The sequence below is a fragment of the Bradyrhizobium sp. 192 genome (assembly GCF_023100965.1).
Taxonomy (GTDB): Bacteria; Pseudomonadota; Alphaproteobacteria; order Rhizobiales; family Xanthobacteraceae; genus Bradyrhizobium; species Bradyrhizobium symbiodeficiens.
The window spans coordinates 5,730,106-5,756,580 of sequence record NZ_CP064690.1; the positions used below are offsets into that span (position 1 = coordinate 5,730,106).

The 26,475-nt window shown below is 63.4% G+C and carries 25 protein-coding genes and 2 pseudogenes; 11 read left to right on the forward strand and 16 right to left on the reverse strand.

Annotated elements, in window-relative coordinates:
• Window positions 1-1,336: 1,336 nt before the first annotated feature.
• The 4 genes and pseudogenes from IVB24_RS26775 to IVB24_RS26790 all read right to left on the reverse strand — a co-directional run bounded on the left by IVB24_RS26775 (window position 1,337) and on the right by IVB24_RS26790 (window position 4,150).
• Complete coding sequence (locus IVB24_RS26775) at window positions 1,337-1,528, reverse strand: hypothetical protein (RefSeq protein ID WP_247769590.1); 192 nt, start codon at window positions 1,526-1,528, stop codon at window positions 1,337-1,339.
• 132 nt (window positions 1,529-1,660) lie between these two features.
• A pseudogene (locus IVB24_RS26780) lies at window positions 1,661-2,206 on the reverse strand (trehalose-6-phosphate synthase); the annotation flags it as partial.
• Between the two features lie 249 nt (window positions 2,207-2,455).
• On the reverse strand, window positions 2,456-2,908 hold the full coding sequence (locus IVB24_RS26785) for a PRC-barrel domain-containing protein (RefSeq protein ID WP_247769591.1): 453 nt from the start codon (window positions 2,906-2,908) through the stop codon (window positions 2,456-2,458).
• A gap of 444 nt (window positions 2,909-3,352) precedes the next feature.
• Window positions 3,353-4,150, reverse strand: coding sequence for a Crp/Fnr family transcriptional regulator (locus tag IVB24_RS26790; RefSeq protein ID WP_247769592.1), 798 nt, complete (start codon window positions 4,148-4,150; stop codon window positions 3,353-3,355).
• A 137-nt stretch (window positions 4,151-4,287) separates the two neighbouring features.
• Between IVB24_RS26790 and IVB24_RS26795 the strand changes: the two genes are divergently transcribed.
• Both IVB24_RS26795 and IVB24_RS26800 read left to right on the forward strand, forming a co-directional pair.
• Window positions 4,288-6,381, forward strand: a complete 2,094-nt coding sequence (locus tag IVB24_RS26795) for a cache domain-containing protein (protein ID WP_247769593.1) — start codon at window positions 4,288-4,290, stop codon at window positions 6,379-6,381.
• Window positions 6,353-7,027, forward strand: coding sequence for a response regulator transcription factor (locus tag IVB24_RS26800; RefSeq protein WP_247769594.1), 675 nt, complete (start codon window positions 6,353-6,355; stop codon window positions 7,025-7,027). Before IVB24_RS26795 ends, IVB24_RS26800 begins: the two co-directional genes overlap by 29 nt.
• Window positions 7,028-8,191: 1,164 nt before the next feature.
• Here the strand turns inward: IVB24_RS26800 and IVB24_RS26805 are convergent.
• Entirely contained in the window at window positions 8,192-10,027 is a 1,836-nt protein-coding gene (locus IVB24_RS26805) for a PQQ-binding-like beta-propeller repeat protein (RefSeq protein WP_247769595.1), read from the reverse strand.
• Window positions 10,028-10,120: 93 nt separating this feature from the next.
• A pseudogene (locus IVB24_RS26810) lies at window positions 10,121-10,389 on the reverse strand (hypothetical protein).
• Between the two features lie 295 nt (window positions 10,390-10,684).
• Here IVB24_RS26810 and IVB24_RS26815 point away from each other — a divergent pair.
• From IVB24_RS26815 to IVB24_RS26825, 3 genes are all read left to right on the forward strand, one after another.
• On the forward strand, window positions 10,685-10,885 hold the full coding sequence (locus tag IVB24_RS26815) for a hypothetical protein (protein ID WP_166477142.1): 201 nt from the start codon (window positions 10,685-10,687) through the stop codon (window positions 10,883-10,885).
• 269 nt (window positions 10,886-11,154) lie between these two features.
• Window positions 11,155-11,529, forward strand: coding sequence for a hypothetical protein (locus IVB24_RS26820; RefSeq protein ID WP_247769596.1), 375 nt, complete (start codon window positions 11,155-11,157; stop codon window positions 11,527-11,529).
• Window positions 11,530-11,830: 301 nt separating this feature from the next.
• A complete protein-coding gene (locus IVB24_RS26825) occupies window positions 11,831-12,085 on the forward strand; it encodes a hypothetical protein (RefSeq protein WP_247769597.1) in 255 nt (84 codons plus the stop codon).
• A 27-nt stretch (window positions 12,086-12,112) separates the two neighbouring features.
• On the opposite strand, the gene IVB24_RS40245 is transcribed toward IVB24_RS26825, so the two are convergent.
• The 4 genes from IVB24_RS40245 to IVB24_RS26845 form a co-directional block, all read right to left on the reverse strand.
• A complete protein-coding gene (locus IVB24_RS40245) occupies window positions 12,113-12,355 on the reverse strand; it encodes a DUF6719 family protein (RefSeq protein ID WP_094972081.1) in 243 nt (80 codons plus the stop codon).
• Between the two features lie 252 nt (window positions 12,356-12,607).
• Window positions 12,608-13,315: an outer membrane protein gene (locus tag IVB24_RS26835; RefSeq protein ID WP_162308610.1), complete on the reverse strand. Its 708-nt coding sequence runs from the start codon at window positions 13,313-13,315 to the stop codon at window positions 12,608-12,610.
• 288 nt (window positions 13,316-13,603) lie between these two features.
• Entirely contained in the window at window positions 13,604-13,981 is a 378-nt protein-coding gene (locus IVB24_RS26840) for a hypothetical protein (RefSeq protein WP_247774177.1), read from the reverse strand.
• A 244-nt stretch (window positions 13,982-14,225) separates the two neighbouring features.
• Complete coding sequence (locus IVB24_RS26845; protein ID WP_247769598.1) at window positions 14,226-14,627, reverse strand: hypothetical protein; 402 nt, start codon at window positions 14,625-14,627, stop codon at window positions 14,226-14,228.
• A 249-nt stretch (window positions 14,628-14,876) separates the two neighbouring features.
• Here IVB24_RS26845 and IVB24_RS26850 point away from each other — a divergent pair, with 249 nt between their 5' ends.
• Both IVB24_RS26850 and IVB24_RS26855 read left to right on the forward strand, forming a co-directional pair.
• The gene (locus tag IVB24_RS26850) at window positions 14,877-15,419 is read left to right on the forward strand and encodes a tetratricopeptide repeat protein (protein WP_094972084.1); all 543 of its coding nucleotides are present in this window, start codon (window positions 14,877-14,879) and stop codon (window positions 15,417-15,419) included.
• 104 nt (window positions 15,420-15,523) lie between these two features.
• A complete protein-coding gene (locus IVB24_RS26855) occupies window positions 15,524-16,909 on the forward strand; it encodes a serine hydrolase domain-containing protein (protein WP_247769599.1) in 1,386 nt (461 codons plus the stop codon).
• Here the strand turns inward: IVB24_RS26855 and IVB24_RS26860 are convergent.
• A complete protein-coding gene (locus tag IVB24_RS26860; RefSeq protein ID WP_247769600.1) occupies window positions 16,899-18,467 on the reverse strand; it encodes a peptidase S10 in 1,569 nt (522 codons plus the stop codon). The genes IVB24_RS26855 and IVB24_RS26860 overlap by 11 nt on opposite strands.
• 241 nt (window positions 18,468-18,708) lie before the next feature.
• Between IVB24_RS26860 and IVB24_RS26865 the strand changes: the two genes are divergently transcribed.
• The 3 genes from IVB24_RS26865 (at window position 18,709) to IVB24_RS26875 (ending at window position 20,740) form a co-directional block, all read left to right on the forward strand.
• Window positions 18,709-19,488, forward strand: a complete 780-nt coding sequence (locus tag IVB24_RS26865; protein ID WP_094972087.1) for an NAD kinase — start codon at window positions 18,709-18,711, stop codon at window positions 19,486-19,488.
• A 99-nt stretch (window positions 19,489-19,587) separates the two neighbouring features.
• Window positions 19,588-20,133 carry a response regulator gene (locus IVB24_RS26870; RefSeq protein ID WP_094972088.1) on the forward strand — a complete coding sequence of 182 codons (546 nt, stop codon included), beginning with the start codon at window positions 19,588-19,590 and terminating at the stop codon, window positions 20,131-20,133.
• Between the two features lie 28 nt (window positions 20,134-20,161).
• Window positions 20,162-20,740 (forward strand): Hpt domain-containing protein, encoded by a 579-nt coding sequence (locus IVB24_RS26875; RefSeq protein ID WP_247769601.1) that lies wholly within the window; start codon window positions 20,162-20,164, stop codon window positions 20,738-20,740.
• A gap of 177 nt (window positions 20,741-20,917) precedes the next feature.
• Here IVB24_RS26875 and IVB24_RS26880 read toward each other — a convergent pair whose 3' ends face one another.
• The 4 genes from IVB24_RS26880 to folE form a co-directional block, all read right to left on the reverse strand.
• On the reverse strand, window positions 20,918-22,093 hold the full coding sequence (locus tag IVB24_RS26880; protein ID WP_247769602.1) for a DUF2336 domain-containing protein: 1,176 nt from the start codon (window positions 22,091-22,093) through the stop codon (window positions 20,918-20,920).
• A gap of 285 nt (window positions 22,094-22,378) precedes the next feature.
• A complete protein-coding gene (locus tag IVB24_RS26885) occupies window positions 22,379-23,440 on the reverse strand; it encodes a lytic transglycosylase domain-containing protein (protein ID WP_247769603.1) in 1,062 nt (353 codons plus the stop codon).
• Between the two features lie 204 nt (window positions 23,441-23,644).
• Window positions 23,645-24,067 carry a phosphoribosyl-AMP cyclohydrolase gene (gene hisI, locus IVB24_RS26890; RefSeq protein ID WP_247769604.1) on the reverse strand — a complete coding sequence of 141 codons (423 nt, stop codon included), beginning with the start codon at window positions 24,065-24,067 and terminating at the stop codon, window positions 23,645-23,647.
• 28 nt (window positions 24,068-24,095) lie between these two features.
• Window positions 24,096-24,788, reverse strand: a complete 693-nt coding sequence (gene folE, locus IVB24_RS26895; RefSeq protein WP_166475444.1) for a GTP cyclohydrolase I FolE — start codon at window positions 24,786-24,788, stop codon at window positions 24,096-24,098.
• 253 nt (window positions 24,789-25,041) lie between these two features.
• On the opposite strand from folE, the gene IVB24_RS26900 reads away from it, so the two are divergent.
• Window positions 25,042-25,509, forward strand: coding sequence for an iron-sulfur cluster assembly scaffold protein (locus IVB24_RS26900; RefSeq protein WP_247769605.1), 468 nt, complete (start codon window positions 25,042-25,044; stop codon window positions 25,507-25,509).
• Window positions 25,510-25,558: 49 nt separating this feature from the next.
• Here IVB24_RS26900 and IVB24_RS26905 read toward each other — a convergent pair whose 3' ends face one another.
• A complete protein-coding gene (locus IVB24_RS26905; RefSeq protein WP_162406603.1) occupies window positions 25,559-26,458 on the reverse strand; it encodes a hypothetical protein in 900 nt (299 codons plus the stop codon).
• Window positions 26,459-26,475 lie beyond the last annotated feature (17 nt).

Here is a 26,475-nt window from a genome sequence, read left to right on the forward strand (position 1 = left end):
AACACCTTCGTGGCCTCGTATTCGTACGGTGTTAGGGGCCCGAACTCAAAAAGAGGAGGCATGAAGCCCCACCAACCACACGAAGGCGAGCAACGCTGCAGCGACCGCAGCGGGCCACCCCGCGAACAAGCCAGCTACCAAACGGCAGGCAGGAATCCGACAAAATTCAGCTCAGCGCCGAGGACCGTCAGTTGGACCTGCAACATGCCGAAGGTAGAACGAGAATGACGCTGGCGACATAACCTCGCAGCGACCAACGCGCCGTGCCCAGTTCTCCTGTCCTCGGCGCCGCGCGCGTAACGATTCACGTTGATCTGTTGCTTCAACTCGGGTGCCAGGGTGATACATCCTCAGCTCAGCAACGGAAGATCCGTAGAAAAACGAGCTAAGGTGCCATACTGGCCCCCATGCTCCAATTGTTCGGCAAATCCGTTATATTCTTCAGTCAGCTCCTCGAGCTTTTCAGCGAAGTGCGGGTGAGCCGCCCTTTCGGCTAGTGACGCAACCACACGGCCCTCTTGCGCGACCTTTCCGTGTCAACGTGGATAGGAGCTTTCAGCTGCATTGCTCGCCCTCCAATGCTCACAGAAAAGCCGCCCCGAAAGGCGGCCTTTCCATCCTTGGACGTGATTGTGTGCGGCGTTCGAGCGCCGTCTTGGCAGACACCGAAGCATACTCCCACTCCGCGGGCGATTACTATCGTGCAGCGCACCAAACCTTCGTGCTGCCGCATATCCAACAGCATTGTTGCGCTAGGCTCGCCGAGACGCCGCGCCTCCCTAGCCTACGAGTTGAGGTTTTCGCTCTGAGCCACATTCACGACCGAACCTTCCTCGCCCGAGCGGAGGTCTTGATAGTCAGGACTTTCCTGACGAGCGACAAGCGATCTCCTGACTGCCTGGCGAGCTGCCAATCACTACATTCCGTCTGCCTGCTTCGGTCCGCATGTGCAATTGCTGACCGGCAACTTCATTCTACCCGCGACGTCGGCGCCGCGCGTTGTCGAACCACTCGCTGCTCGCCGGAGCAGCTGGGTAGGAGTCATCTGAATGTACGGCAGCCTGCTGCTACTCGTCATTCTAATCGCTCTCTCCGTCTTCGGCCTCGTGGCCTTGGAGGTCGCGGCGCGTCGATCGCCTGACGGTAAACGTCAAGCGACCAGGCCGAAGCGGCCTGTGAGATAATCCACTGTCCACCCGCTGGAGATTGCTCAGAAGACAGCCGATTGCCGGCATGGGCTCCGCATCCGCCTCCTTGAGGACGGCTTCCAACCCACGTCTTGACCGATTGCATTTTGGGCGGATTTGGAGGGCCGTCTCTTTGTCTCGAAGGGCGACTATCTAGTTAGCAGGCTCGAAATCAGGGCCGCAGCGCCGAGTCCAATGAACGACAAAACAATTGGAGGGTACAGAACCAGCGCTGCTTCAAAGCGCAGGAACTTCGGGTGCTCGCCAGTCCGATTGGGACGCCCAATGAAGATCAGGATGCCTCCTACCGCAAGCATAGCAGCTCCGATCAGGATGTTCATATTCGCCCTCCTCCACATCACGGAGCAAAAAGTCGCAAGCACGAGAGTGCAACCGAGTTGTTCGTTTTGGAAAGAACCAACAGTACGCTTTGGTACCGATTTTCTTGCAGACCGCTTTTGAAGAGATCCCGCTCAGATCGGCTTCACGCCGTGACGGGCCTTGGTGGCCAGACCAAGAACCCGCTCGCGGGTGCGACTTCTCGCTGCGTCCACCAGCATCGTGCCTGCCCAGCGATAGACGTCATGCTCCTTTACCTGCTGTCGCATGAGCTTCATGCGCTCGTCCTGCTCCTCGATTGGCATCGCAAGTGCAAGCTCGATAGCCGATGCCATTTCTTCGGTGTCATAGGGATTGACGATGAGAGCCTCGGACAATTCTCGTGACGCTCCGGTGAAACTCGACAAGACAAGGACCCCAGCGTTGTCTTCTCGAGAGCTAACGAACTCCTTCGCGACGAGGTTCATTCCGTCATGCAGGCTGCTGACGATGCAGGCATCGGCCCCTCTGAACAGCCGGAACACGTCTGACGGCTCGTAGTGCCGCGCGATCAAGTGCATCAAGGGTTGGCGACCGCGGTGCCGCTCGTTTATTTCAGCAGCGAGTACCTCCGCTTCAGCCTGGAGCTTCGAGTACGAGCTGAGTTTGCTGCGCGTCGGTGCTGCGATCTGGATGAAGGCGGCTTCGAGCTGCGCCACAGAGCGAATGTAGCGGCGGACAAGCTCCTCTACCTCTTCCGGCAGTGCTTCATCAGACATCGTCGACCTCAGCCTGCGGCGCGCAAGCCGATTGATTCAAAGTAGCAGTTCAAGGCGGCTGTCCTGTTATCGCAATCCCAAGCCGACCGGATGGAAGACAGCCGAAAAGGCGGCGTCATCTCGGATGACACCGCCGCCGATAAGCATGCTGAAGTACCGACCGAAATCGGCTCAGTACTTAAATTCGGGCATCTTCTTCAGCTGATCCTTGTTGGCGTTCAGCACCACATGGTCCGGATACCAATTGTCGCTTCGCTGGGCCGACGTCGATGCGCTTCCCGTAGTGCTCATCGAACCGGCATTACCGGTCTTTGCAGTGCCGTCGTTGGACGCCGTCTTCACCGGTTCCTTGGCGATTTTGAGCTGATCGAACGTCACGGCGACGTTGTGCTCGCCCATTCCAAGTAATCCTCCCACTCCGATCACCACGTTGGCAACCCGCCCGCTGGAATCCAGGATCAGATCATTGATGTCGCCGATCTTCTCGTTGCTGTTGTTATAGACGTTCACACCAACGAGTTTCGATGCACGCCATTTGCCTTCCTTGTGCATGGAGGCGGTCGAGGCAGCCGGCTGCATGTTAGGCGCTGCGGTCGTCGCGTTGTTCTGGGCCGACTGCGCCATGGCCGGCGCAGCCAGCAGTATCGCGGAGGCAAGAATGCAAAGAGATGTCTTCATGACGATTGCTCCTAGTTTTGTTGGATCATCGTCAACTCATCGCACGCTCGCAGGTTTCGTTTGCCTGCGTTCGAATGTACGCTCCCGCACGAGACTTATCCGACCAGTTTGAGGCGGCTGCGCATCTTTTGACGAAGCATTGCACGTGTCACGGAAGGGTTACATATGATGAACTCGACCATAGCGACAATGTCGTCCCTGGTACGATTGCGGCAAGGGTTCTCGTAAGCGGCAAGAAGCCTTTGAGCCTCCTCCAAGGCCGCCACCAGAACTTCGGTATCGGTTCGGATCCGGCCTTCTTGCGATGACATCTCCGCCTCTATTGCTTCAAGAATACCTGGACTCTGCTCGCTCCCGTACGCTCGACTTAACGGCAGTAGGGAATCGCGTTCACGAATATGCAATGCGGAGGGGCGGCACCGCACAAGAACGGTTGTGCGCCGACAGGATGATCCCCTGACAATCGCAAGACATCGCTTTCAGCCTGGCCTCGTCCGTGACAACGATCCCTGCCCTGCGACATCCAATCACTCCGTCGCGCACCATACTCCCGAGAGCGACTGTAATGCCGGCGCGCCGGACCGCGAGAGCATTGGCTATGTAACTATGCGTGAAAGGTACCTCGCGAGACCCGAGCCTGTCGCTGGCAACCAGGAGCCATCGCGCGAGGCGCTGGTGCAGCGTGTGCCTGGAGTTGCAGGCTGATAGTTGCGAACTGTGAATCAGGATCGCCTGAACATAGCCTAAAAGCATCTTTTCAAGCTCGACGTCCTTTTTGATCAGAGAGATCAGCTGATCGGACTGGATCCGAAGCGCTTGACCCGGCACTCTCACGGTACAGCGATGCGGCGACACGTGCATGCCCAGGACCAACGGTACGCCGACAAAATCCTTCATCCCGAGCGTATGGATCTCTACCGGCAGGCAGTCGCCCGCACGGGTCGTGACAGAACACCCGCCGGACTCGATGAAGTAGCCATAGCGAAGAGGAGTGCCGCGATCGTAGAGAACTTGTCCTTTGTTCAGAGACACTGGCTCGCAGCTTTCGAGCAACCGGCCCTGCGCTGAGACCGACAGTCGCGAGACGAGTTCGTTGCGGCTATTGCCGCAGAAGGGCTCGCCAAAGCCAAGCCGCTTCGGGTTGATATCGTTTTCGATCAACCGGAGCAGCGATGAAGAGTGTTCCATGTCAAGCCCAATTCTAGACCGCTACAATGATTGCCTGTACGATGGGACGGATCGAGCGATCCTGGGAGTCAGGGTGACCGTTAGTACTGTCGGGAAAAACCTGACAAGAACCAGAAACATCGAGGAAGTGCCAGGACGTGGGCGTTTTGCTCTCTCATTTGATACCCACCCGCATGGAGGCGCCCACCTCAATCTCGCGCCGCGCAGCCCGCCGCCCCTTGATCCTCGTCTTCATCGCGGCAGCGATGCCTCTCGCGCTTTTCGCGGGTTGGGTCGTTTTCCTGAACGCGCAACAGCAGCGCAGGGGCTCTCAGGCTGCCGCCGTGGAGACGCTCGATAGCGTCGTCAACCGGCTTGCCTCCGAGATCAGCCTCCAGCTCGAGATCGCCGAGACCGTCGCGGCTTCCGCAACACTCGACAAGCCGGACCTTGACGCCTTCTATCGAGAAGCAACGCGTGTCAACGAAGCACGTCCTCTTTGGCAGACGATTCAGCTCGTCGATCCCGATGGAAATCAAGTGCTGGATGTTAGCCGGCCGCTCGGAGATGGGATGCGCGCCACCGCCGACCGGGAGAATTTCGAACAGATCCTGAAAACGAGAAGGCCGGCGATCGGTGGAATTGGGCCACGCGGTCCTATCACCGGCAAACGCGTGGTGGCCGTTAGGGCCCCCGTTGAGCGTGATGGGCAATTGAAGTTTGTACTCACGGTGGCCCTGGTGCCCGATGCAATAAGCCAGATTTTGAAGAGCGCGGGAGCCCCGGCGGGCTGGGTGGGTTTCGTGGTCGATGCCAGGGGCAACATCGTGGCCCGCACCTTCGGTGAGCAATCCGACCTCGGACAATCTGCCAGCGCTACCGTCCGCCAGGCGATTGCCTCTGCACCGGAAGGAAGCTACGTCAAAACCACGCCTGGCGGCGACGAGGTCGACTCGATCTATAAAGTCATCCCCGGAACCAGCGGATGGTCGGTCCATTTCGGAATACCGACGCAGGAACTGAACGGGCCTGTTCAGCGCTCGGCCATTTTCCTTGCCGGGGGCGGAGTCTTGAGCTTCGTCCTGGCTCTTACTTTGGCCTGGTTCACCATACGGGACATTTCGCTGCGCCGCCGCGAGCAAGAGGCGCAGGCCGCATTGGCACTCAGCGCAAGTGAAGAGCGACGCAGGCTGACGATCGATGCCGCAGATCTCGGCGTGTTCAGCTGTGACTTTTCGACCAGAGAAGCGATCGTGTCGCCCCGCGCACGGGAGATGCTCCGTATAAACGGTTCGCGCTCCGTAGGAGATACGAGCCTTCCGATAGATCGGATACTGAGTAGTATCGATCCTGCCGACCAGCGGAACTTTGAGGCTTCCTTGCTGAGTTGCCGTTCGGGAAACGTGGCGATTGCCGATTTCCGGACCGCTCCCCCTCACGGCCGGTGGCTGCGGGCCAGCGGACGGCTATCTCTAATCGATGATAAAAATTTGGACGTCGTCCATGGCGTCATTCTAGATATCGATGAGACCAAGCGAGCCGAGCTTGAACGACAGCAACTGCTTCGACGTCTTTCCGAGGCGGAAGAAAATGAACGCCGTCGAATCGCACGAGAGCTTCACGATCAGATCGGCCAGACAGTTACAGGTCTCCTTCTCGGTCTAAAGAACCTGGAGCCGCTTCTCGGTACGAGCCCCAAACGCAAGCTCGGATTGGAGAGGCTCACTTGGCTGCAAGGACTCGCGAGAGGGATTGGGCGCGATATCCATCAAATCGCCTCTGACCTGCGCCCGACTGCCCTTGATGACCTGGGCCTTTACAAGGCGCTGGAAGCATTCTGCGCGGAGATCCAGCGCCGGTTCGCGATCAGCGTTGATTTTCAGCCTCTGGGCAGAAGAGATCGTCTCGGCCAGGACGTCGAAATCGCGGTCTACCGCGCCGTTCAGGAGGCCGTGAACAACGTGGTCAAACACGCGCAAGCTCGAAATGTCAGCGTGGTCATCGACCGTCGCACAGCTGAACTCAGGATAGTCGTCGAAGACGACGGGAACGGCTTCGACTTTCAGGAATTCTCGCGGGGTGAGACCCGCCACGCAAAATTGGGCCTGTCCGTTATCGAGGAGCGCCTCACGCTCCTCGGCGGATCTTTGGCAATCGAATCTGAACCCGGTCACGGCACCTCTCTCTTCATGAGAATACCGGTGCCAATAGAGGAGATGGGCTATGTGCCCGATCCGGATCACGTTGACTGACGATCATCCGCTTGTTCTGGCTGGAATGAAAGCGTTGCTTCAGGACGTGCAGGACATCGAGATCGTCGGGGAAGCAACGGATGGACAGACCGCCCTCGATATCATTCGCAAGGCCACGCCGGACATTGCCATCCTGGACATTTCACTGCCCGGTATCAGTGGCCTTGAAGTTGCTCGCACCCTGGCGACACAGCTTCCTCAGGTTCGTCTGCTGGCGCTGACCGTGCACGAGGATCACGCCTACGTTCAGCCCATGCTGCAGGCGGGAGCTCGCGGCTATCTGCTGAAGCGCTCCGCGGCCGACGAACTCGAGCGCGCAGTTCGCGCGATCGCTGGAGGGGGATTGTATCTGGATCCCGCAATAGCGGAGAAGGCTCTTCCATCCGCGCAGGGCGCTCATTCGTCTTCCGGCGCCTCCACAGCCGGCGAGCTGACACCGCGCGAGAGTGAGGTTCTCAGATTCATCGCACAAGGCTTCAGCAACAAGGAAATTGCCAATCAGCTAAGCATCAGCATCAAGACCGTCGAAACTTACAAGGCCAGGGCGGTCGAAAAGCTCGGACTGTTCACGCGTGCCGACATAGTGCGCTACGGCGTAACCCTCGGCTGGTTGGGTTATTCGGCAAAGAGTGCCGATCAAGTTTGAGCGGGAATTCGGTGGCCAAACGGCCCTGCCGCTCGGGCATGCGGACGTCAGGATTATCCCGACAAGCCCCGCTCATCTCCTGACTGCCCGATGGGACGCCGTGCACTATCTTCCACGCACTCCGCCCCTTTTTGGAACGGATCAGGTTTGTTTGGAGGCACACATGAGAAATGTACTTTTCCGAGGACGTGCCGGTCGCCAGCTCTTTGCAGAGTATGAGAAACTGCCCGGGCTCGCCACTCGGACGAGCTCGCGGCTAGATGCCCGCACGGCTAGAACCGCGGGCATTTGCCTCGCGTGCATCTATCTCACCTGTCTTCTGTTCTCGGCGTACGCGATTGCTTGACGGCAATAGGCGTGTGGAAACCGACATCGAGGGTTGACCAAGTCGGCTTCATTGTCCCGATCCTTTGCAGGAACTCGCCCGATCATGGATACAGTCGTGGTGCTCCTTGTCCTCGGTATGTTGTTCACGGCTCTTGGCGTTGCGGCGCTGGAGATCGCGGCACGTCGATTTTCCCGGACTCTTAACCGTCAGCTTCCGATGTAAAGTGCGGCGCACCCATCTCACTGCGCGATGAAGATTGCTCTTATGCAAGGTGGGGGCCGCCTCGATCGACGGCCCTCCAATTTTGCGCTTATCGGCAGACACGCACGTGCTTGACGACACGTCGACCATGATATCCGCGTGTGACTATGGTCCGCACGGTGCATATCCTCCGATGATGATGGTGATAGTGATAGCCGACCTGCATCGTCTCGGACGTTGCCGCTGCGCCGACCGGAGGCGCCGTCATCGCATTGGCAGGAACCAAGAACTGAGTGCCCGCAAGCAGAGCAGCGGCCGCAAATCCATAGGCGATTTTCTTCATAGTTTTTCCTTGTCGTACGCCCCCTTCCGCACTTCTATGTCGGTCCGATGAATGCGGAGTGAACGACGACACTGGCAATCGTCGTCGCGATCTTTCGCCGCAGATGCAGACATGGATAGCTCACCCCGCCGCTGAGAGGTGCTTGAGATTGAGCTTATCCTAATCCGCTTAGATGTTCGGAAAGACTCTGGATTGCTTCGCTGCGCTCGCAATGACGAGTTTGAGGAGGCAGCGTCCCCCTGTCTCCAAAGCGTTGCGGCGCGTCCGGGACACGAGAGCGAACTCGTGACGCTCACTCCGTTCCCACCTCGAACGCCAGCAGCACGTTGCCGGCGACGCCACTCCATTGGCCGTAGCCGGAATTGGTGTAGAGCATGCCGCCGGCGATGACGGGCCCGGGGCCGTCGATCGCGCCGCCATGGGCGGGGACGCCGTTGACGGCCTTGAAATCCTGCGCTGTGTCGAACTCCCAGAGCAGCTTGCCATCGGCGGTGGCATAGGCGCGCAGGAAACCGCTGACGCCGCCGGAGAACACCACGCCGGGGATCAGGCTCACCGCCGCCGAGAGCGCGGGGCTGCATTGGCGGCGGTCGCCGCAAGCGACCGGCGGCACTTCCATGGCGATCTTGCCGGTCGCGAGGTCGAGGCCGAACAGGCCGCCGCCTTGCGTGGAATCGAGTCGCCGCGTGCCGTCACGCATGAAGCGCACGTCGGAGTTGGCGACATAGATGCGGTCGCCGTCCGCGGCCGAGCCCCATTCGCTGCCGCCGAGCGAACCGCCCTTCCCGATCCGGGTCTGCCACAGGATCTTGCCGCCGTCGTCGGGATCGAGCGCGTGCACGATGCCGGATTTCTGCGCGATGACGAGCATGCGCCTGCCGTCGCGCAAGGTCACGAGGATCGGCGACTGGCCGAAATCGTGATCGGGTCCGTGATCCTCGGGACAATTGGACTTGTCCGCAGTGAAGCACGCCACGACGAAGGCGTCCTTGGGCGTGGCCTGCTGTTTCCAGAGCAGCTTCCCGGTCGCGAGTTCGAAAGCGAGGATCGCATCGGCGGTTGCCGCCGGCGGGTTCGAATATGAATTGCTGGTCGCCACATACACGGCGCCGCGCTCCGCATCGATCGTCGGCGCCGACCAGATCGAAGCGCCGGACGGACCGAACAGCTGCGTGCCCCTGGCATTCTTGCCGGTCGGGTGCGGCACTTCCGGAATCGTATAGGCCTGCCACACCAGCTTGCCGGTCGCGGCGTCCAGCGCCACCACGCTGCCGCGGAAGGTGCAGCATTCGTAACTGGCCTGCGAGCCGGCGGCTTCCTCGATCGAGGACACCGGCACGTAGAGCACGCCGGCATGCAGCGTCGGCGCACCGGTGATGCGCGCGGCGGCATGCTCCTCGACCTTCGTCTTCCAGATCAGCGCGCCGGTCAGCGCGTTCACGGCATAGGCGTTGGCGCGCAAATCGCCGAAGAAGATCGCGAACTGGTCGGAGCCTGGAAGTGGCGCAAAGCTGATCGCGGCGCGCACCGCCGCATCGATCGCCAGCGTCCACAGCGTGCAGCCGCTGCGCGCGTCGAGCGCGTGCACCTTGCGATCGGTGCCGCCGATGAACAGGATTCCGCCCACGATGGTCGGCGGCGCAAACGACAGCGAGGCGCCGGGGAAGGCATAGGCCCATTTCAACCGCAGGCGCGGCACCTGCTCCGCCGTCAGCCCCGCCATGTCGGCGGGCTGGTACCGGCTGTTGTTGGTGTCCACGCCCCATCCGTTCCAGCGCGGGCCGTCGAGGGATTGCGGAAAGCCGTTCACCTGCTGCGCGCAGCGGCCTTCCGCGTCGGCCGCGACGCCGCCAGTCGCGATCTTGCCGGTCACGAAGGACGCGATCGCGCGGCGTTCCGCGTCGCTGCGGTCCTTTGCCATCGCCGCCATGCTGCCGGACGTCAACGCCGCCAGCACATGGTCGAACGACATCGCCTGCATGGCGCGGCGGCCCGGCACGCGGCTCTGCGCATCACCGTCGTGGCATTGCGCGCAATGCGTCGCATAGAGCGCGGCGCCCTCCTGCTGTGCCAGCGCCGGCACGCTGCACCAGATCGACAACGCGGCCAGGACAGCACGTGCTCTCATGGTGGGCTCCGGCATGCGACGGGAGATCTCGGCACAACCTGAAGTCTATCGCCGGGACGATCAGGGACGCAATCGACGTTCCGCCCGCTTCTGTCACACATCCGTGGCGGTGCGGACGCGATCCGGCAACTCGTCCAGCCGCCAGAGCCCGAGGCTCTTGTCGCGCCAGCCGCCATCGCCCTCCTCGCAGCGCTCGTCGATCAATTCGCGCGGCACCGGCCACCGGACACGGAGCCGGCCGCGCCCCAGAGGTTCGTCCGCTCGATCCGCTCGAACCGCGCCGCGAGATCGAGGCCGGCAAAGCTGTCGCGGTCGGCGACGAAACGTTGGTGGGCGAGCACGGGGGGACGATTGGTGATCATCGAACAAAATCTATGGTCGTAGCTCCGGCGCTACCACGCAATTTACCGCCAATTGACCGTCGCGAACATGCCGGCGAGTGAATCTGCTCTGCTCATCAGGTCTCATGCGCCGCATCACCGGAAAAGAGACAGCCAGGATCGTCGCCGGCGCAGTGACCGGCATCGTCATGACGGCCATGCTGTTCGCGTTCGCGCGGCCCGTTGCTGCCGCATGAGGCGCGGTCAAGACGGGCACGGAACCGAGGCTTGCCTCAGCCGTTGTCGACCCATGTGCATCAGCGAAGAAAACCGAAATATGTTTCTGCTGGCGTCGGTGACGCTGTGCTGTGGCGCCGTGGCCGGCACATTGACACTGTTTGAGCCGATGCTTGGACCGCAGCCCGAAAGGCTGGTCGCCGAGAGAGCGACGATCGACGCCGCCCGGACGTCGGATCTAACGCCGGTTCGGGTGGTCGGCGCGCCGTTCGAGCCCAACGTCAATCCGCGCGAGCGATAGCGCTCACCTCGGCGACGCCTCCGTACCCCTCTCGGGGCGGCTCTGCGCAAGCGCCAATCCCTCCACGAACGCGATCGCCTCCGCCCGCTTGTCGGGCGGCAGCGACAGGAACGCGCGGATGAGCCTCAGGCCTTCCACTTCGTCCGATCGTTCTGTTCCGGAATCCATCCGCCTTATGTCGGGCGACCGGGAAAAATATGCAACCCCCTTGCGAACCTGCTTGATTCGAAGCAGCCGCTTTGCTGGAATGGGGGCTGCTGAGGTGGATCATGACATGGATCAGGGAACGCGACGCACTGATCGCGCAGACACTGGCCTTCGTCCAATCGGTGACCGGCGGGAAGGATGATGTCCTTCAGCCGGATGGGACAACGGCTGCCACGACCGTCGCGCTCGAGATCGTTGCCGTGGAGGCTGCCGCTGTCGAGATCGCGCTGACGCAAGCCCCGGTGCCGCCCCCGCCCGCTCCCCTGCCGCCATCGCACCCGATCGGCGATTTCCGCAACGAGATGCAGGCCCGCATCGCCAATTTCCGCAAGCATCAGGAGCGGTTCGAGCGCGAACGCGAGGAATATTGCGCCGAAACCCTGACCAGATTGCGTGCCGCCATCCGCGACGCCTCCGGCCCACCAGTCAGAAAGTAGGCCGCCCCCCCGTCAGGGGCTTACAGCCAGGACCACACCAGCCAAAGATTGGCCGCGCAGGCGCCGACCAGCGCTAAAGTCAGCGGCAGGAGCATGTGCCCGCAGGAGGTGTTCAGGTCGCTCGTCATGGCCGAAAACATCCGCTGATTCCGCCAAATGAGTCCCAGGGATTCTTTTTTTCGCGATTCAGGACTCGTTAAGGACTCAAGGGCCCGGCCTTCCGATCACGGCCCCGTGATCGCCCGCCTACCGGAACCGCCGGCCCATGAGGTCGTTAACGGGCTTTCCTGGAGCGGGAAGAATGCCCTACGCCTTGTTCTGCAACGACGCCCAGATCAGCAAAGCCTATCCGAGCGAATCCGACGTCTGGAAACTGGCGCATCGGAGCGGCCTGGTCGTGGATGTCAGCGCCGACGAGGAGCGTCCCGGGCCGCGCCGGGTGCTCGACAACGATTACGAGATCAAGCCCTGCCGGGTCGCCGAGGGGGAGGACCCCGCCAGGAACAAGGCCGAGGCCGACCGCCAGGGGAAGATGGAGCTCGAGCTGAACTCGTGAGGTCTAGCGGCGGAAGCCGCGAAGCGATCAGGGCGTCGCGGCCGCCAGCGAGGCTTGCTCACCCGGCATGGGCACGCAGGCCTTGCGGCGATGCAGCCCGCGGATCGCGCCTGTCACCTTCAGCACCTTGCCCGACGGGCAGGACGCATCCTTGACGAAGGCCACCTCATAAGGTGCCAGCATAAGAGGCTCGGATTTGAGGATTGTCTGTGCAGAGCACGGCAGGCCAGAGAAGCAAGAGAGCAACACTGCCGACACCAAGATACGCATGTTCGTCGTCCCACCAGCCCGGTAGCTTTCATATAACGCTTTCCGGAGCGCGAGTTCCGTAAGCGGCAAAAATTATTTTTGCTTTACCCAAGTCCCATGACGCGCGTGAGAAGGCGCGTGCCGGAATGTTTTCCTGCAAATGACGCGCCAGATGGTTCACACAAAGGAAAGATCGGGCCGACAGGCGGGAGGCTGACAAACGAAAGGCCGGCGGGAAGCCGGCCTTTGTCAGAGCGTGGTCGCGGTGGAGCGTCAATAACGCGAGGCTGCCGGACCGCCCCAGCCGAAGCGGTAGTTCACACCGACCTTGACGGTATGCTCGTCCTCCCGGCCGCGAACGCCGACGATGTCGGCCGGACCGGAGGTAAAGGTGGTGCTGCCGAAATTATAGTACTGGTACTCGGCCTTGGCCGACCAGCTCGGCGCGAACATGTATTCGAGGCCGGCGCCAACGGTGTAGCCGTCCTTGCTGTTGCCGGTGGTGGTGAAGCCCTGTGGCACGCCCGCGATGTTGACGCCCAGGCCGCCATTGCGCCAGGCGTAACCGCCCTTGGCGTAGAGCAGCGCCGGACCCCAGGTGTAGCCGATGCGGCCGGTCACCGACCCGAGCTGGTCGGTGTTGGAGGTCACCTGCGTGCCCAGCGGGAACGTGACACCGTTGTTGTTGGTCGGCAGCCAGGAATACTGGGCCTCGATGCCCACCACCCAATTGGGCGCGAACTGGTAGTCGAAACCGCCCTGCACGCCGCCAAGGAAGCGGGCGTCGCTGGACTGGAAGCTGCTGTCGCCGGCAAACGCGCCGCCGACATGGCCGCCGATGTAGAAACCGGTCCAGTTATAAATCACCTGCGGCGGTGTATAGGCCGGAGCCTTGGTGTAGGTGCGCGCCTGCATGTCCGCAGCTGCGGCTGGCGCTGCCAATGCAAGCAGAGCGACTGCACCCAGCAAAATCGATTTCATGATCATCCCCGTTCTTTCATCTACGACACTCAGGAAACAACGTGGCGTGAATTGGGTTGCTTCGCGGCGATGCCGGGAACGTCGATCGTTCGTGACTGTGACGGAGTGGCAACAACGCGATTTTGTTCCGTCAAATTCCTGCACCGGCTGCTTTTTTTTCGCCTGCGCGGAACCTGCCGTAACAATCTGTCGCGCGGTCAAACCGCCCCGTTCAAAGCTCCCCGAAATGTGATCCAACGGCTCCGGCAGCCTTGGGTCTAGCACCCCGAGATGAAAGCGGGCTTTGCGCTACCGCGTCATCTTTTCGAGTTCCGGAAAGGGTACGTAAACCGCGCCGGCGCAGAGGTCGCTCGTCCGGTCCACGACGCGGTCCGCCCGTCCGTTCACGAAGATCACAGCGCGCTCCCGCATGGCCTTGTAGCTGCCGTCGGTCTCGCGCGGGGTGAAGTGGAGACAGCTCACGTAGAACTGCCGGCCGCCGACCTCGCGCTGGACCGGCTCGGCCATGCTGGCCTCGCGCACGCCGACCGGGTTGTTCAAATAGGTGCGCATCAGCGCCAGGATGTCGCCGCGGAAATTGTCGGGAAACGGCTGCGGCCCTCCGGCTTGCGGTCCACCGATGATGGTCGGACGGTGGCCGTCACTGCCGAAACATGCCGCGAGCATCAGCGGCAATACCAGGACCGATGCCAGGCTCGCCACACGTTTCGCCAATCGCCCCACAGTTCCGCTCCCGCTCGACAGACTCGGGGGACGTTCTAGCCGCAAGGTCGCGCAAAGGGAATTCGGTCCTGCCGGCGGGCCTTGCTTCGCACCGCGGCCGGCGCCTGCGCTTTCGCACGGACGCCGGCCGGGCCTGAAGTCCTCACCCGGCGGCGGGCAATGGATGCCGCCGCGTAAGGATCAACCGTTAGCTGCGCTTCTCGGTGGACAGCGGCTTGGTCGCGTCAGGCTGAGTCTTCAGCTTCTTCGCCGACAGATGCTTGTGGTGGTGGCGATGGGTATGCACGGTCTTGTGCTCGTCGGCCGTGACTGCGGCATTGGCATTCATCGCCTTCGACTTGGTGTCCACCTTGGCGTCCGCCTTGACGTCGGCGGGCTTGACGTCGCCGGCCTTCGTGTCGGTCTTGGCATCGATCTTGGCATCGGCCTTGATAGCGGTGTCCGGTTTCGCGGCGGTGGTCGAGGCCTTGGTCTGGCTCTGGTCGGCCTTGATCACCGGAGCCGTGGTGGTCTTGCCGGCTTCGGCAGCGAAGGCCGGAGCTGCGATCACGGAAGCGGCGAGCAAGGCTGCGGAAATGGTCTTCAACATGGCAGATCTCCTCTTGGAAGGATCTCGAGGCGGCGCCTTCTCGCCACCCTTCGATCATGGGTGGGAGCCTAGGGAGGGCGCGCTGAACCCGATCTGAAGCCCCTTGCAGGCTCCCGTTCATCTCGATGACGCGTTTGTCATCCGTGCCGGGCGAATGGATCGTGCGAAGCGGGAATGTTTTCGGCAGACGGGTGTTCAGGTCTTCGGGCAATCGTGTAGGATCGCCACGTTCCATACGGGAGAATTCAGATGCGCAAACTCTCAATGCTTGTCGTGCCGGGATTGGTCGCCATGTCGCTGGCGGCCGCGCCGGTGCTGTCCAGCGCCTATGCCGCCGGCAGTGACGAGCCCTCGTCGCCGCCGAAGTCGGACTCCTCGTCCAAGAAGGGCAAGAAGAAGAGCTCTTCCGTCAGCGATCCCAAATTCCTCGCCGCCTATCGCACAGCCTACACGGCGATCTACGACAACCACGACTACAGCGGCGCGATCGGTCAGTTGAAGTCCCTCAAGCGCGACGACGTCGCCGACGTCGCCAATTTGATCGGCTATTCCTATCGCAAGCTCGGCGACTACCAGTCGTCGAAGGTCTATTACGAGCTGGCGCTGAAGGACGATCCGAACCACGTCCGCACCTGGCAGTATTACGGCCTCTGGCAGCTCGAGCAGGGCAACCGCGAACAGGCGCAGTATCATCTGAACAAGATCGCCTCGCTCGCCGGCACCGACAGCTCCGAGTATCGCTCGCTTGCCACGGCGCTCGACAAGCCGACCGGCGCGACGCTCGTCTACTGAGAATCGCATCGTCAACCTCGCGAACGGGCACAACCTTTCGGTTGTGCCCGTTCGGCTTTCTCGGCTAGCCTCTCGCATCGATTTTCCCAGCAAATTGGTGTGCAATGGACCCGTGGCTGCGATCCGCGATCGACTACATCGGCTCCTGGATCGAATTCCAACTGACGACGATCCAACAGCCAGGCGTCATCGTCGCCTTCGCCCATCGCGGCGAAATCGTCGCCGAGCATGCGTTCGGCCTCGCCAATCTCGACACCGGCGAGAAGCTCACCCCGCGCCACCGCTTCCGCATCGCCTCTCATTCCAAGAGCTTCACCTCGGCCGGCATCATGAAGCTGCGCGAACAACGCAAGCTCCGGCTCGACGACACGATCGGCCAATATGTCGGCGGCCTCGATCCGCGCGTCGCCGAGACGACGCTCGCGCAGGTGCTGTCGCACAGCGCCGGGCTGACGCGCGACGGCGCCGATTCCGGCCAGTTCATCGACCGCCGTCCCTATCTCGACGCCAAGGAGCTGCTCGCGGAATTGCAGCTGCAGACCGCGATCGAGCCCGGCACCCGCTTCAAATATTCCAATCACGGCTTCGGCCTGCTCGGCCTCGTCATCGAAGCCGTAACGGAAGAACCTTACCCGGCCTGGATCAAGCGCGAGATCATCGAGGCCGCCGGCCTGCGCGAGACCGCGCCGGATGCGCCGCTCCCCAAGGGCGCGCCGTTCGCGCGCGGCCACACGCGGCGGCTGCCGCTCGGAGTGCGCTGCGTGATCCCCGGCGACAATCCCACACAGGCGATGGCGTCAGCCACCGGCTTCGCCGCCACTGCCGCCGACACCGCGCGCTTCTTCGCGCAGCTTGCGCCCAATGCGAAGAAGAGCGTGCTCTCGGTCGCGAGCCGCCGCGAGATGACGCGGCATCACTGGCGCATCCCGCAAAGCTTCGAGGCCTATTACGGCCTGGGCGTCAACGCCGGCAAGACCGATGGCTGGGACTGGTTCGGCCATAGCGGCGGCTTCCAGGGCTACATCTCCCGAACCTGCGCCATTCCCGCTTGCGAGCTTACGATCAGCATCCTCAGCAACTCCATCGACGGTGGGGCGCCGTTCTGGATGGACGGCGCGATGCAGATCCTGCGCGTGTTCAAGACGCGCGGCGCGGCCGACCGCCGCCTGCGCGACTGGACCGGCCGCTGGTGGACGATCTGGGGCGCGACCGACCTCGTGCCCGCGGGCAACCGCGTGCTCGTCGCCAATCCGCAATTCATCAATCCGTTCATGGATGCCGCCGAGATCGAGGTCACCGGCCGCGACACCGGCAAGATCGCCTGGGCTGCCGGCTATTCCAGCCATGGCGAGCCCGTGCGCCGGATCCGCGACAAGCGCGGGAGGATCAGCGACATCTGGATCGCGGGCGCCAACGTCAAGCCTGCAGGCGTCGTCGCGAAAGAGATCGCCCGTCGATACAAGCCGCGCAAGCGCCGGCCTACTCCCTGATCAGCGCCTCGACCTCGCCGCGAAACGCCTGCCGCGAGCCGCCTTGCGAATAGAACATGTGGCCGCCGGGATAGACGACCAACTTCACGCGCTGGGTCGCGAAGGCCGGCATCTGATCGAGCACCCGCTTGGTGCCGAAATAGGGCGTCGCAAGGTCGAACAGGCCGTGCCCGACCAGCACGTTCAGCTTGGCATCGGTGGCGAGGATCTGGCGCAGATCGGACACCGATTGCGGCGGGTTGATGCCACGGCCGAAATCCCAGTGACCTTCCACGGCGCCGTTCAAGACTTCGTAGGAGCCGTCGGGCCGCCAGTTGAGCTTGCGCGTGAGCACGTCGACCGCGGCGCTGGTCAGCGGCGCCTGCAGCGCATCGCCCGAGGGGTCGCCGAAGCGCGAGCTGCTCGAATCCGGATAGGGATCGAAGCCGCGCACGGAGGCGTCGTAGCGTCCCGTGATCTTGCCGTTCTTGCGGTCGAATTCGCGGCGGAATTCGCCGACGTCGAAACGGCCGGCGAGCCTGCGGCTCACCGCCTGGTCGATGCCGGTCAGCGCGGCGACCTTGTCGGCGAGACGATTGGTCGCCTCCTTGTCCGCCTCGCCCTTGACGAGGTCGGTCAGGAATTCGCCGCGCGCGTAGGCCTCGACGTCGGCGAGATCGGCGCGCTTGACCGGTCCTTTGGCTTCGCGCGCCACCGCCACATAGCTCGGCAGCGTCGCGACATATTGCAGAAGGCTGGTGCCGGTGAACTCGCGGAAATCCAACAGCGGCGACACCAGGATCAGGCCCTTGACGCCGACGCCGTGCTGGATCTGCAACTGGCGCACGACCTTCGGTCCGCGAATGCCGCCATAGCTCTCGCCCGCGACGTATTTCGGCGAGGTCAGCCGGTCGTGCTTCTCGAGCCAGCGGCGGATCACCAGCGCGATGCTGTTGGCGTCGCCATCGACCGAATAGAACGACTTGCGCGCGTCCTCGCCGCTCGCGATGAAGCGGCTGTAGCCGGTGCTGACGGGATCGATGAAAACGAGATCGGTGAAATCCAGCCAAGTGTCCGCGTTCGGCTTCACCTCGGGCGAGGCTGACGGCGACAGCGCTTCGCCGTCGAGTGGCAGCCGCCACGGACCGGCAGCCCCGAACTGGAGCCACGCCGAGGACGCGCCGGGCCCGCCGTTGAACAGGAACGTGACCGGGCGTGTGGCCCGGTCGGCGCCGTCGAGCTGATAGGACGTGTAGGCGATGTCGGCCAGCGGCTCGCCCTTGCCGTCGAACACCCGGATGGAGCCGGCCGTCGCGGTGAAGTTGAGGCTGCGGCCGGGCAGATCCAGCGTCTGCTTCGTGGTTGAATCCGGCGGGAGACGGTGCGGCTCGGCCGCGGACGGCGAGGCCTGCGTCGCGCTTTGAGCGCTGCCTGCGCGCCCACCCTTCTGTGCCGCCGGTGATGCCGCCTCCGAACGCGGCTGCGGCGCATCTTCCGCGCGCGTAACGCTTGTGAGCGCGATCGCGGACACGGCCAGCACCAGCCCGGTTCGTCGCAGCCTCGGCAAGATCGTGAGCATGATCGGTCTCCCTGCCCGACTGTCACAGCCGGCGCGCATCCAAGCTAGCGAGGAATTGCGACGGTTTGCGGGATCATCGGTCCGATGGCGCCGCCGGGGCTGGCTCAAATCAACCCGTTTTGTTCTCCGGGTCGACAATCAGCCGTTTGCCCTGAGACCCGGTCATCCTCGACAATGCAGGCCCGGGTGTATAGACGAGCCCGGCGGAACTTTCTCGAGCCAGCGGCCCTGCCCGGAAGCCATGACCAAGCCAGCGCGCTACGACCGGATCGCCTTTGTCGCCAGCCCGAGCAGCGAGGCGCAGGCCGCCTTCGGCCAGCTCACCAGGGACTATGGCAATTGCGACCTAGAGGAGGCCGACATCGTGGTCGCGCTGGGCGGCGACGGGCTGATGCTCCAGACGCTGCACCAGAACATGCACACGGGAAAGCCGATCTACGGCATGCATCGCGGCACCGTCGGCTTCCTGATGAACGAATACTCGCCGCACGATCTGCGCGCGCGGCTCGAGACGGCGCATGAATCCGAGATCAATCCGCTCCTGATGCGCGCGACCGACATCAACGACCACGTCCACCTGCACCACGCCATCAACGAGGTCTACCTGTTCCGGCAGACCTCGCAGGCCGCGCACCTCCGGATCCTGATCGACGAGCGCGAGCGCATGCCCGAGCTGATCGCCGACGGCATCATCGTGGCGACGCCGGCCGGCTCGACGGCCTACAATCTGTCGGCGCAGGGCCCGATCCTGCCCATCAACGCCGCCCTTCTGGCGCTGACCCCGATCAGCGCCTTCCGCCCGCGGCGCTGGCGCGGTGCCCTGCTGCCCAACACCGCCTATGTCGTGATCGAGGTGCTGGAGGACGACAAGCGCCCTGTCGCGGCCGTCGCCGACCATGAGGAGGTACGCAGGGTCCGGCGCGTCGAGATCCTCTCCGACAAGAGCATCTCGATGCGCATGCTGTTCGACCCCGGCCATAGCCTGGAAGAGCGGATCCTGCGCGAGCAGTTCGGCTACTGAAGCCGCCTTCCCGCCAGCCGCCGCAGCTTCGGACGCAACGCTTCGTTAACCCCCGCCGCGATATGGTTAACGAAGGTTGACCGCTCTGGCCCAGGCGTCATGTTCCGCATCGATTTCAACAAGCTGCGCTTTCTCATCTGCGACGACAATCCGCATATGCGCCGCATTCTGCGGACGTTGCTGCATTCGTTCGGCGCACGCGAAGTCTACGAGGCCGAGGACGGCGCCACCGCGCTGGAAATGTACAGCCATTACGTGCCCGACATCGTCATCGCCGACTGGGCGATGCCGATCTTCGACGGACTCGAGCTGGCGCAGATGATCCGGCAACCGGAATCCAAGGGCAACCCTTACGCGCCGATCATCATGCTGACCGGCCATTCCGAGAAGCGCCGCGTCACCGTGGCGCGCGATGCCGGCGTCACCGAATTCCTGGCCAAGCCGATCTCGGCCAAGGGGCTCTATCAGCGCATCCTCAACGTGGTCGCCAATCCCCGCCCTTTCATCAAGACCAAGACCTATTTCGGGCCGGACCGGCGCCGCAACACCAATTCCGCCTATATGGGTCCCGAGCGCCGCGTCGGCGAAAAGCACGAGGTGCTGCAGCAGCCTTCGCTGCTCGACAAGGCCCGCTCTTCCATCTAGCGCAACGTCTTCAGGCGAGGCAGGCATCATGGCGAAGAACAGCGCAAGGGACATCGAGGTCACGGCCTTCGCCACGCATCAGATCATCACGCAGCCGAACCCGCTGCGGAAGGTTCTGCGCCGGGTCGATGAAAAGGACACGGACGATCCGGTCGCCCGCGCCGAACAGGCGCTCGCAAGCCTGTCAGGCGAGTTCAAGGAGTGGATGACGACCGAGGTCAACCGCCTGTCGGCCGCCTATGTCGCCATCCGCAACGACGGCTTCGCCAAGGAGCGGCGCGACGAGCTGTTCCACGCCGCCCACGACATCAAGGGCGACGCCGTGACATTCGGCTATCCGGCCGCGGCGGGAATTGCAGAGAGCCTGTGCCGCGTCATCGAGCACGCGCCTGATCTTGAAAAGGTCCCGGCCGAACTGTTCACGCACCACATCAACGCCATCCTCGCCATCCTGCACGAGAATACCAGGCTCGACAGCATCAGCGTCTCCGCCGAGCTCAGCCGCCGCCTGCGCAAGGTCGCCGACGACTATCTCGCCCACGTCAACCGCGACCGCCCCGAGCATCTCGAGGTGATCCTGGCGCCGAGCATCGTGCCGGCGGAATAGTCGGCCGCTCTCTCCTCGTCATTGCGAGAACGGTGTCGAGAGGCCCGTCTCTATCACCACGATCAATCTCGCAGGGTAGGCAAAGCGAAGCGTACCCACGATTCATTCCCGAATATACTGATAGGTGGTGGGCACGGCGCAAGAGCGCCTTTGATTTGCCCACCCTACGAAAGCTCGTTACGCCGCGATCAGATCGTCATATTCCGCATCGATCGCATCATCCGCGACCAGCTCGTCGCAGAACAGCCGCGCCTCCTCGCGCGCGGATTCCGTGGCGAAACGGCGCAGCAGGACCATCAGCGGTTCGGTGGCCCCGCGGTCGGTCTCGCAATGGGTGAGCACGCGCTCGACCATGCGCCGACGCAGCCGCACCGCGCCGTCGTCGCTGTCGACGAAGCCCTGCTCGTGGCACGCGTCGAGCGCGACCTGGAACGCCGCGAACGTCGCCTCGGGCAGCCCGGCACGGCGGAGCACCGCGTGCAGGCTGTTGCCGCCGCGGTCGTGCAGCAGCGCGGAGACGCGCGCCAGCGGCAGGTCGGCGAGCTCGGCCAGCGCCGCGTCGAACAAATCGAGATTGCTGGACAGCAGCGCGCGCAGGATCAAGCCGGCGGTGAGCTGGCCGGTGACGCGCAAATGATGCACCAGGCCCTGCATGTCCTCGCCGTGCGAGCGCGCCGCGATATTCATGGTGGAGCGGTCGCGTGCCTCGAGCGCGATGCGTTCGGCGCGGTCGGCGCTGAGCCAGTTTCGCGCCACGACGAATTGCGCCAGCGTCTCGGAGAGTTTGGCCACCAGCGCGGCGCGGGTTGCGGCCGGCAGATCGTCCAGCACCAGCATCGCCTCTCGGATTGCAGCGAGATGGCCGTGACGCTCGACAATGCGGTGCCATGAGAACGGCGCGAGTTCCGCGTGAGGATTCTCGATCAGCTCCAGCGCCGCCGCCGCGCAGCCGACTTCGGCAATGGCGGCGCAGACCGAGACCGGCAGCGCGATACGGCGGGCAACCGCGCATTGCACCTCGTCATTGCCGGTCGCGACGATGTCGACGAGATCGGCATCGATCAGCAGCGGGGAATGTTCGAGCACGGGCAGCGCGACGGTCGGCTGGTCCGCCGACAGCGCCCGCACGATCGAGGCCGGCGCATCCGTGCTGCGCGCAAACGCCTCAGCCATCGCCTGCCGCACCAGCGGCGAGGGATCGTCGAGCTGCATCAGAAGCGCGCCTTCGGCGGCGATGCGGTCGTCATGGGAAAGATCTGAGATCAGCCAGGCCCGGGCCAACGCCCGTGTGGCCTCGGCCCGGTCGCCGGCAGGCGCCGTCCTGATCCAATTGATGAACTGCCGAACAATCATGCTGCTTCCGGCTTACACAAACAAACGAAAATGGTGACGGCTCGTCACCTGCAACACAAAATAAACCACGACGCTTAACAAAGCGTTCACCATAACTGGCTGGTTTTGTTGAGGATTTGTTAAGGGAACAAAGGCGGTTGCCGCACCTGCCCCGGACGCAACGCAGCACGTAGTGATGCGCTGCGTCCGGGGCCCATCGTTCAGAGAGCGGTGCTTGTTGGGTGGGTCCTGGCTCTTCGCAGCAGCGTTTCAAGCTGCAGCGCGTCCGGGCCACGAGAGCGAGTATCAGCTCGAGAACGTGCCGCTGCGATCGCTGAACAGATCGAGCGGCTGCGGCGGACGCAAATCCGGCGTCGCCGATGCAACCGAGTTGAGCGAGGCGTTGTCGCCCCACAATTTCTGCACCGTGGTCGAGACCGGCTGCGTGGCATCGCCGGGCTGATAGATCGAACGAAACACCGGCGTGGTCGGGGCATTGTCCGCGACCGTCGTCGGCGATGTCGCGCTGACGGGTGTCACCGCGCGCGTGCTCGGGAAGGTCTGGAGATAGGCGGCGTTGTCGATGACAGGCGCGGTGGGCTGCAAGCCGCTCGCGCTCGCAACCTCGGTGGTCGACGGCGTGCCGCCATACATCGCCATCGCGCTGCGGGTCGTTTTCGAATTGGCCGCGCTGGCATAGCGCCCGTCCAGCACCGAATAGACTTCGGAGACGCTACGGGCGCGGCCGTCCTTGGCGTAGAAGATCGAGCGGTTGGCGGAGGCCGCATTGGGAAACAGCCGCGCGCCGACGGCTTGCGGATTGTCCTCGGCGTTGGCGATCAGTTTTGCGGCACCGCCGACGCCCATGAAATGCGCCATGTAGAGTTCGCTGTCGCTCGGCCTGCGTCCGAGCAGGCCCGTCAGCTTGAAGCTGTTCGACTGCGTCAGCGCCGCGGCCATGCTGGAGGCGGCCTCGGGATCGTCGCGCAGCTTCATGATCGACCGCTTCATCGCGGGATCGTCGACGGTGTAGCCGCCCGAGGTCGTCCTGGAGATCGCGTTGGCATAATTGCCATAGCCGAGCTGGGGGCCCGCCTCCTTCACCGTGCCGAGCCAGGTCTGGTCGATGAACTGATAGAGCCCGTGCGCGGACGACGTCGTGGCCCCGGCCGTGGGATCGAAATCCGATTCCATCTTCGCGGTGGTCAGCATGTACTGGAAGCTGACGCCGGTGATGTTCGAGGCCTGCTTGATCGCACCGGCGACGCGCGCCCGCGACGGATCGAGAACCGCCGTCTGAGAGGCACTGGAATTGTCGACCGACATGATGAAGTGCCCGCCCCGCGCGGCGTTGAGCGGCGCCGTCAATTCGGACGCCCTATCGTCTCACCGTGGGACAGGTATGGTTAATGCGGGGTTAATTCGGGGGGCGGCCCCCCACCACGAGTCATTCCGGGGCACACCAGGTGCGAACCCGGAATCCATCCCACCGCGCGTGATGTGAGACGATGGATTCTCAGGTGCGCAATTGCACACCATAGCGCTACGCGCCGCGCCCTGGAATGACGGAAGCTACTTCTTGTAAACGTCGCTGGGATCGAACAGCCGCTCCGCGTCGGTGAAGACGAGCCTGGCACCGCCGCCCTCGGCCTCGACCTTGCGGTAGAAGCACGACCTTCGCCCGGTGTGGCAGGCCGCGCCGATCTGCTCGACGCGGATCCAGACGGCATCCTGGTCGCAATCGGTGCGGATCTCGACCACGCGCTGGGTCTGACCCGAGGTCTCACCTTTTCGCCACAAGGCATTGCGCGAACGGCTGAAGTACCAGGCTTCGCCGGTCGCGATCGTCTTGCGCAGCGCTTCGTCGTTCATGTGCGCGACCATGAGCACGTCACCGGTGGCGGCGTCGGTCGCGACCACCGTCACGAGACCGGCAGCATCGAACTTGGGGAGGAAGGCAAGACCCTCCTCCATCTCGTGAGAGTGAGCGGACACGGCGACCTCGCTTAAGACACTTGCGAGGTCAGCGCTGCAGGCCTCGCACCAGGGACAGGAAACGGGCCTGCTCCGCCGGATTGTCGCGGAACATGCCGGTGAAGCGGCTGGTGAAGGTGGAGGCGCCGTGCTTGGCGACGCCGCGCACCGACATGCAGGTATGCTCGGCCTCGATCAGCACCGCGACACCGCGCGGCTTGAGGACCTCGTCGATCGCCGCCGCGATCTGGGCCGTCAGGTGCTCCTGGGTCTGGAGCCTGCGGGCGAAGATGTCGGTGAGGCGCGCGAGCTTGGACAGGCCGACGACGCGTTCCACCGGCGTATAGGCGATGTGCGCCTTGCCGTAGAACGGCATCATGTGATGCTCGCATTGCGAGGTGAACTCGATGTCGCGCACCAGGACGAAATCGTCATAGCCCGCGGTCTCGCCAAAGGTGCGGTCGAGCACCTCGGCCGGGCACTGGTGATAGCCCTGATAGAGCTCGTCGAAGGCCTCGACCACGCGGCGCGGCGTGTCGAGCAGGCCCTCGCGCTCGGTATTCTCGCCGATATAGGCGAGCAGCGTCTTCACCGCCGCTTCCGCCTCGGCGCGCGCGGGACGCGGCTGATCGGCGCGCACGGCGGCCGCGAGGAATTCGGCAGGGTCGAGCTCGGCCGGGCGGCCCTCGGGCTGCCGGTCGGAGGGCTTGTTGGGGCGGATGGCTTTGATGGTAGCGTCCATGTCGACTCCGTTCGACGGCCTTGCGGCCGGAGTGTCACCGGCAGACGGGGCGGCAATGCCGCCGGACGCCTGTAGAGAACAGTTTCAGCGAAAAAGGTCCTGGCGGTATAACGCGGGCAGCACCGATCTGGATCACCGCCACCGCACTGCTGGACTGTTTTTCCGCCAGTTCCACTCCTATATAGGACCCTGGACGTCGCCCGCCAAGGCCGATCCGGCCGGACATGGGTGTGGACGTGTTGGACTCCCTCACATGCTGAACGACATCTACAACAAGCGGATCATCGAACTGGCCGGCAATATTCCGCGCCTCGGGCGGCTGCCGGACCCCGACGCCACCGCCACCGCCCACTCCAAGCTGTGCGGCTCGACCGTGAAGGTCGACCTGAAGATGGAAGGCGACAGGATCACCGACTTCGCCCATGACGTGAAGGCCTGCGCGCTCGGACAAGCTTCTTCATCCATCATGGCAAGTCGCATCGTCGGCTCGACTGCGAGCGAACTCCGTGAGTTACGCGAAACTGTTCGCAAGATGCTGAAGGAGAACGGTCCGCCTCCTGAAGGCAAATGGGAGGAGATCAAGTTCCTCGAGCCGGTCCGCGACTACAAGGCGCGGCACGCCTCGACGCTGCTGACCTTCGATGCCGTGGTCGACGCCATTGGCCAGATCGAAGCCAAAGCAAAGACCGAGGCCAAGCAGCCGGCCGCGGCACAGGGCTGAGGCCGGTTCGCGCCACGCGCGCCGACAATGACCGCCAGGATTTGGGAGCTTACTTCTGCGTCGCCAAGGCCGGTGGGGCCACGCCGCCGGTCGGCACCAGGGCTTCCGCCGTCTTGGTCGACTTGGCAGGCTGCGACTGTTCCGGTTCCGCGCCGAACCTCGCCTGCGTCTTCGGCGCAAGCTCCGCCATGGCCGGCGCAGAGATGTCCACATGCGGGAGCACGTCGGCAACGAGGTCGGTCGTCACGAGATTGGTGAGCTTCAGTTCGCTGGAATCCAGCTCATGCAGGTCTTCCCAGGGCGGCACGCTGAGCGCGAGCGACAGCAGGTCACCGGCACCGCCCATGTCGAAGGTGTACTTGGCGAGCCGGCCGATGTCGCGCTCCACGATCATCAGATCCTGCGCGCTGTAGCTCGCCGCCTTGGCATCGTCGGCGCGATCGCCCATCCAGATCTGGTGCACGCGGACATGGGCAGCTTCCGGCACGTAACGCTTCTTGCCGGCCAGCAGCAGGAACACGCACATGGATTCGCAATAGGCCTCAGACGCTACCGCCGGACGGGCCGACTGCCCGCCGCGCAGACTCACGCCGACCGTGGTCAGAAGTCCGAGATTGCGGAAACGCCGGCCGAGGGTGATCGCGTCGTTGACGGAACCGCCGCTGGAATCGAGCACCACGGTGGCGCCGCCGAGCTGGCGTCCGCGGGAAAATTCCTCGAAATCTTTCGGTGTGTCCGCGGTGATGATGCCGACCGCGCTGACCCAGCCGCGGCAGTTCGGCTCGCAGGCGATCCAGTTGAACTTCATCGGCAGCTTGCGCTCTTCGAGAGCAGCACCAGCGCGGGCCGACGATCCGAATGTCGCAAGGGCGCCAGCCAGCGCGACTCCACAGACGGCGGTTCCCACCAGCAACCAGCCGCGAAGATTGAGCGACGTCAGAACTTTCAAACTGGTCCCTTCCCCAA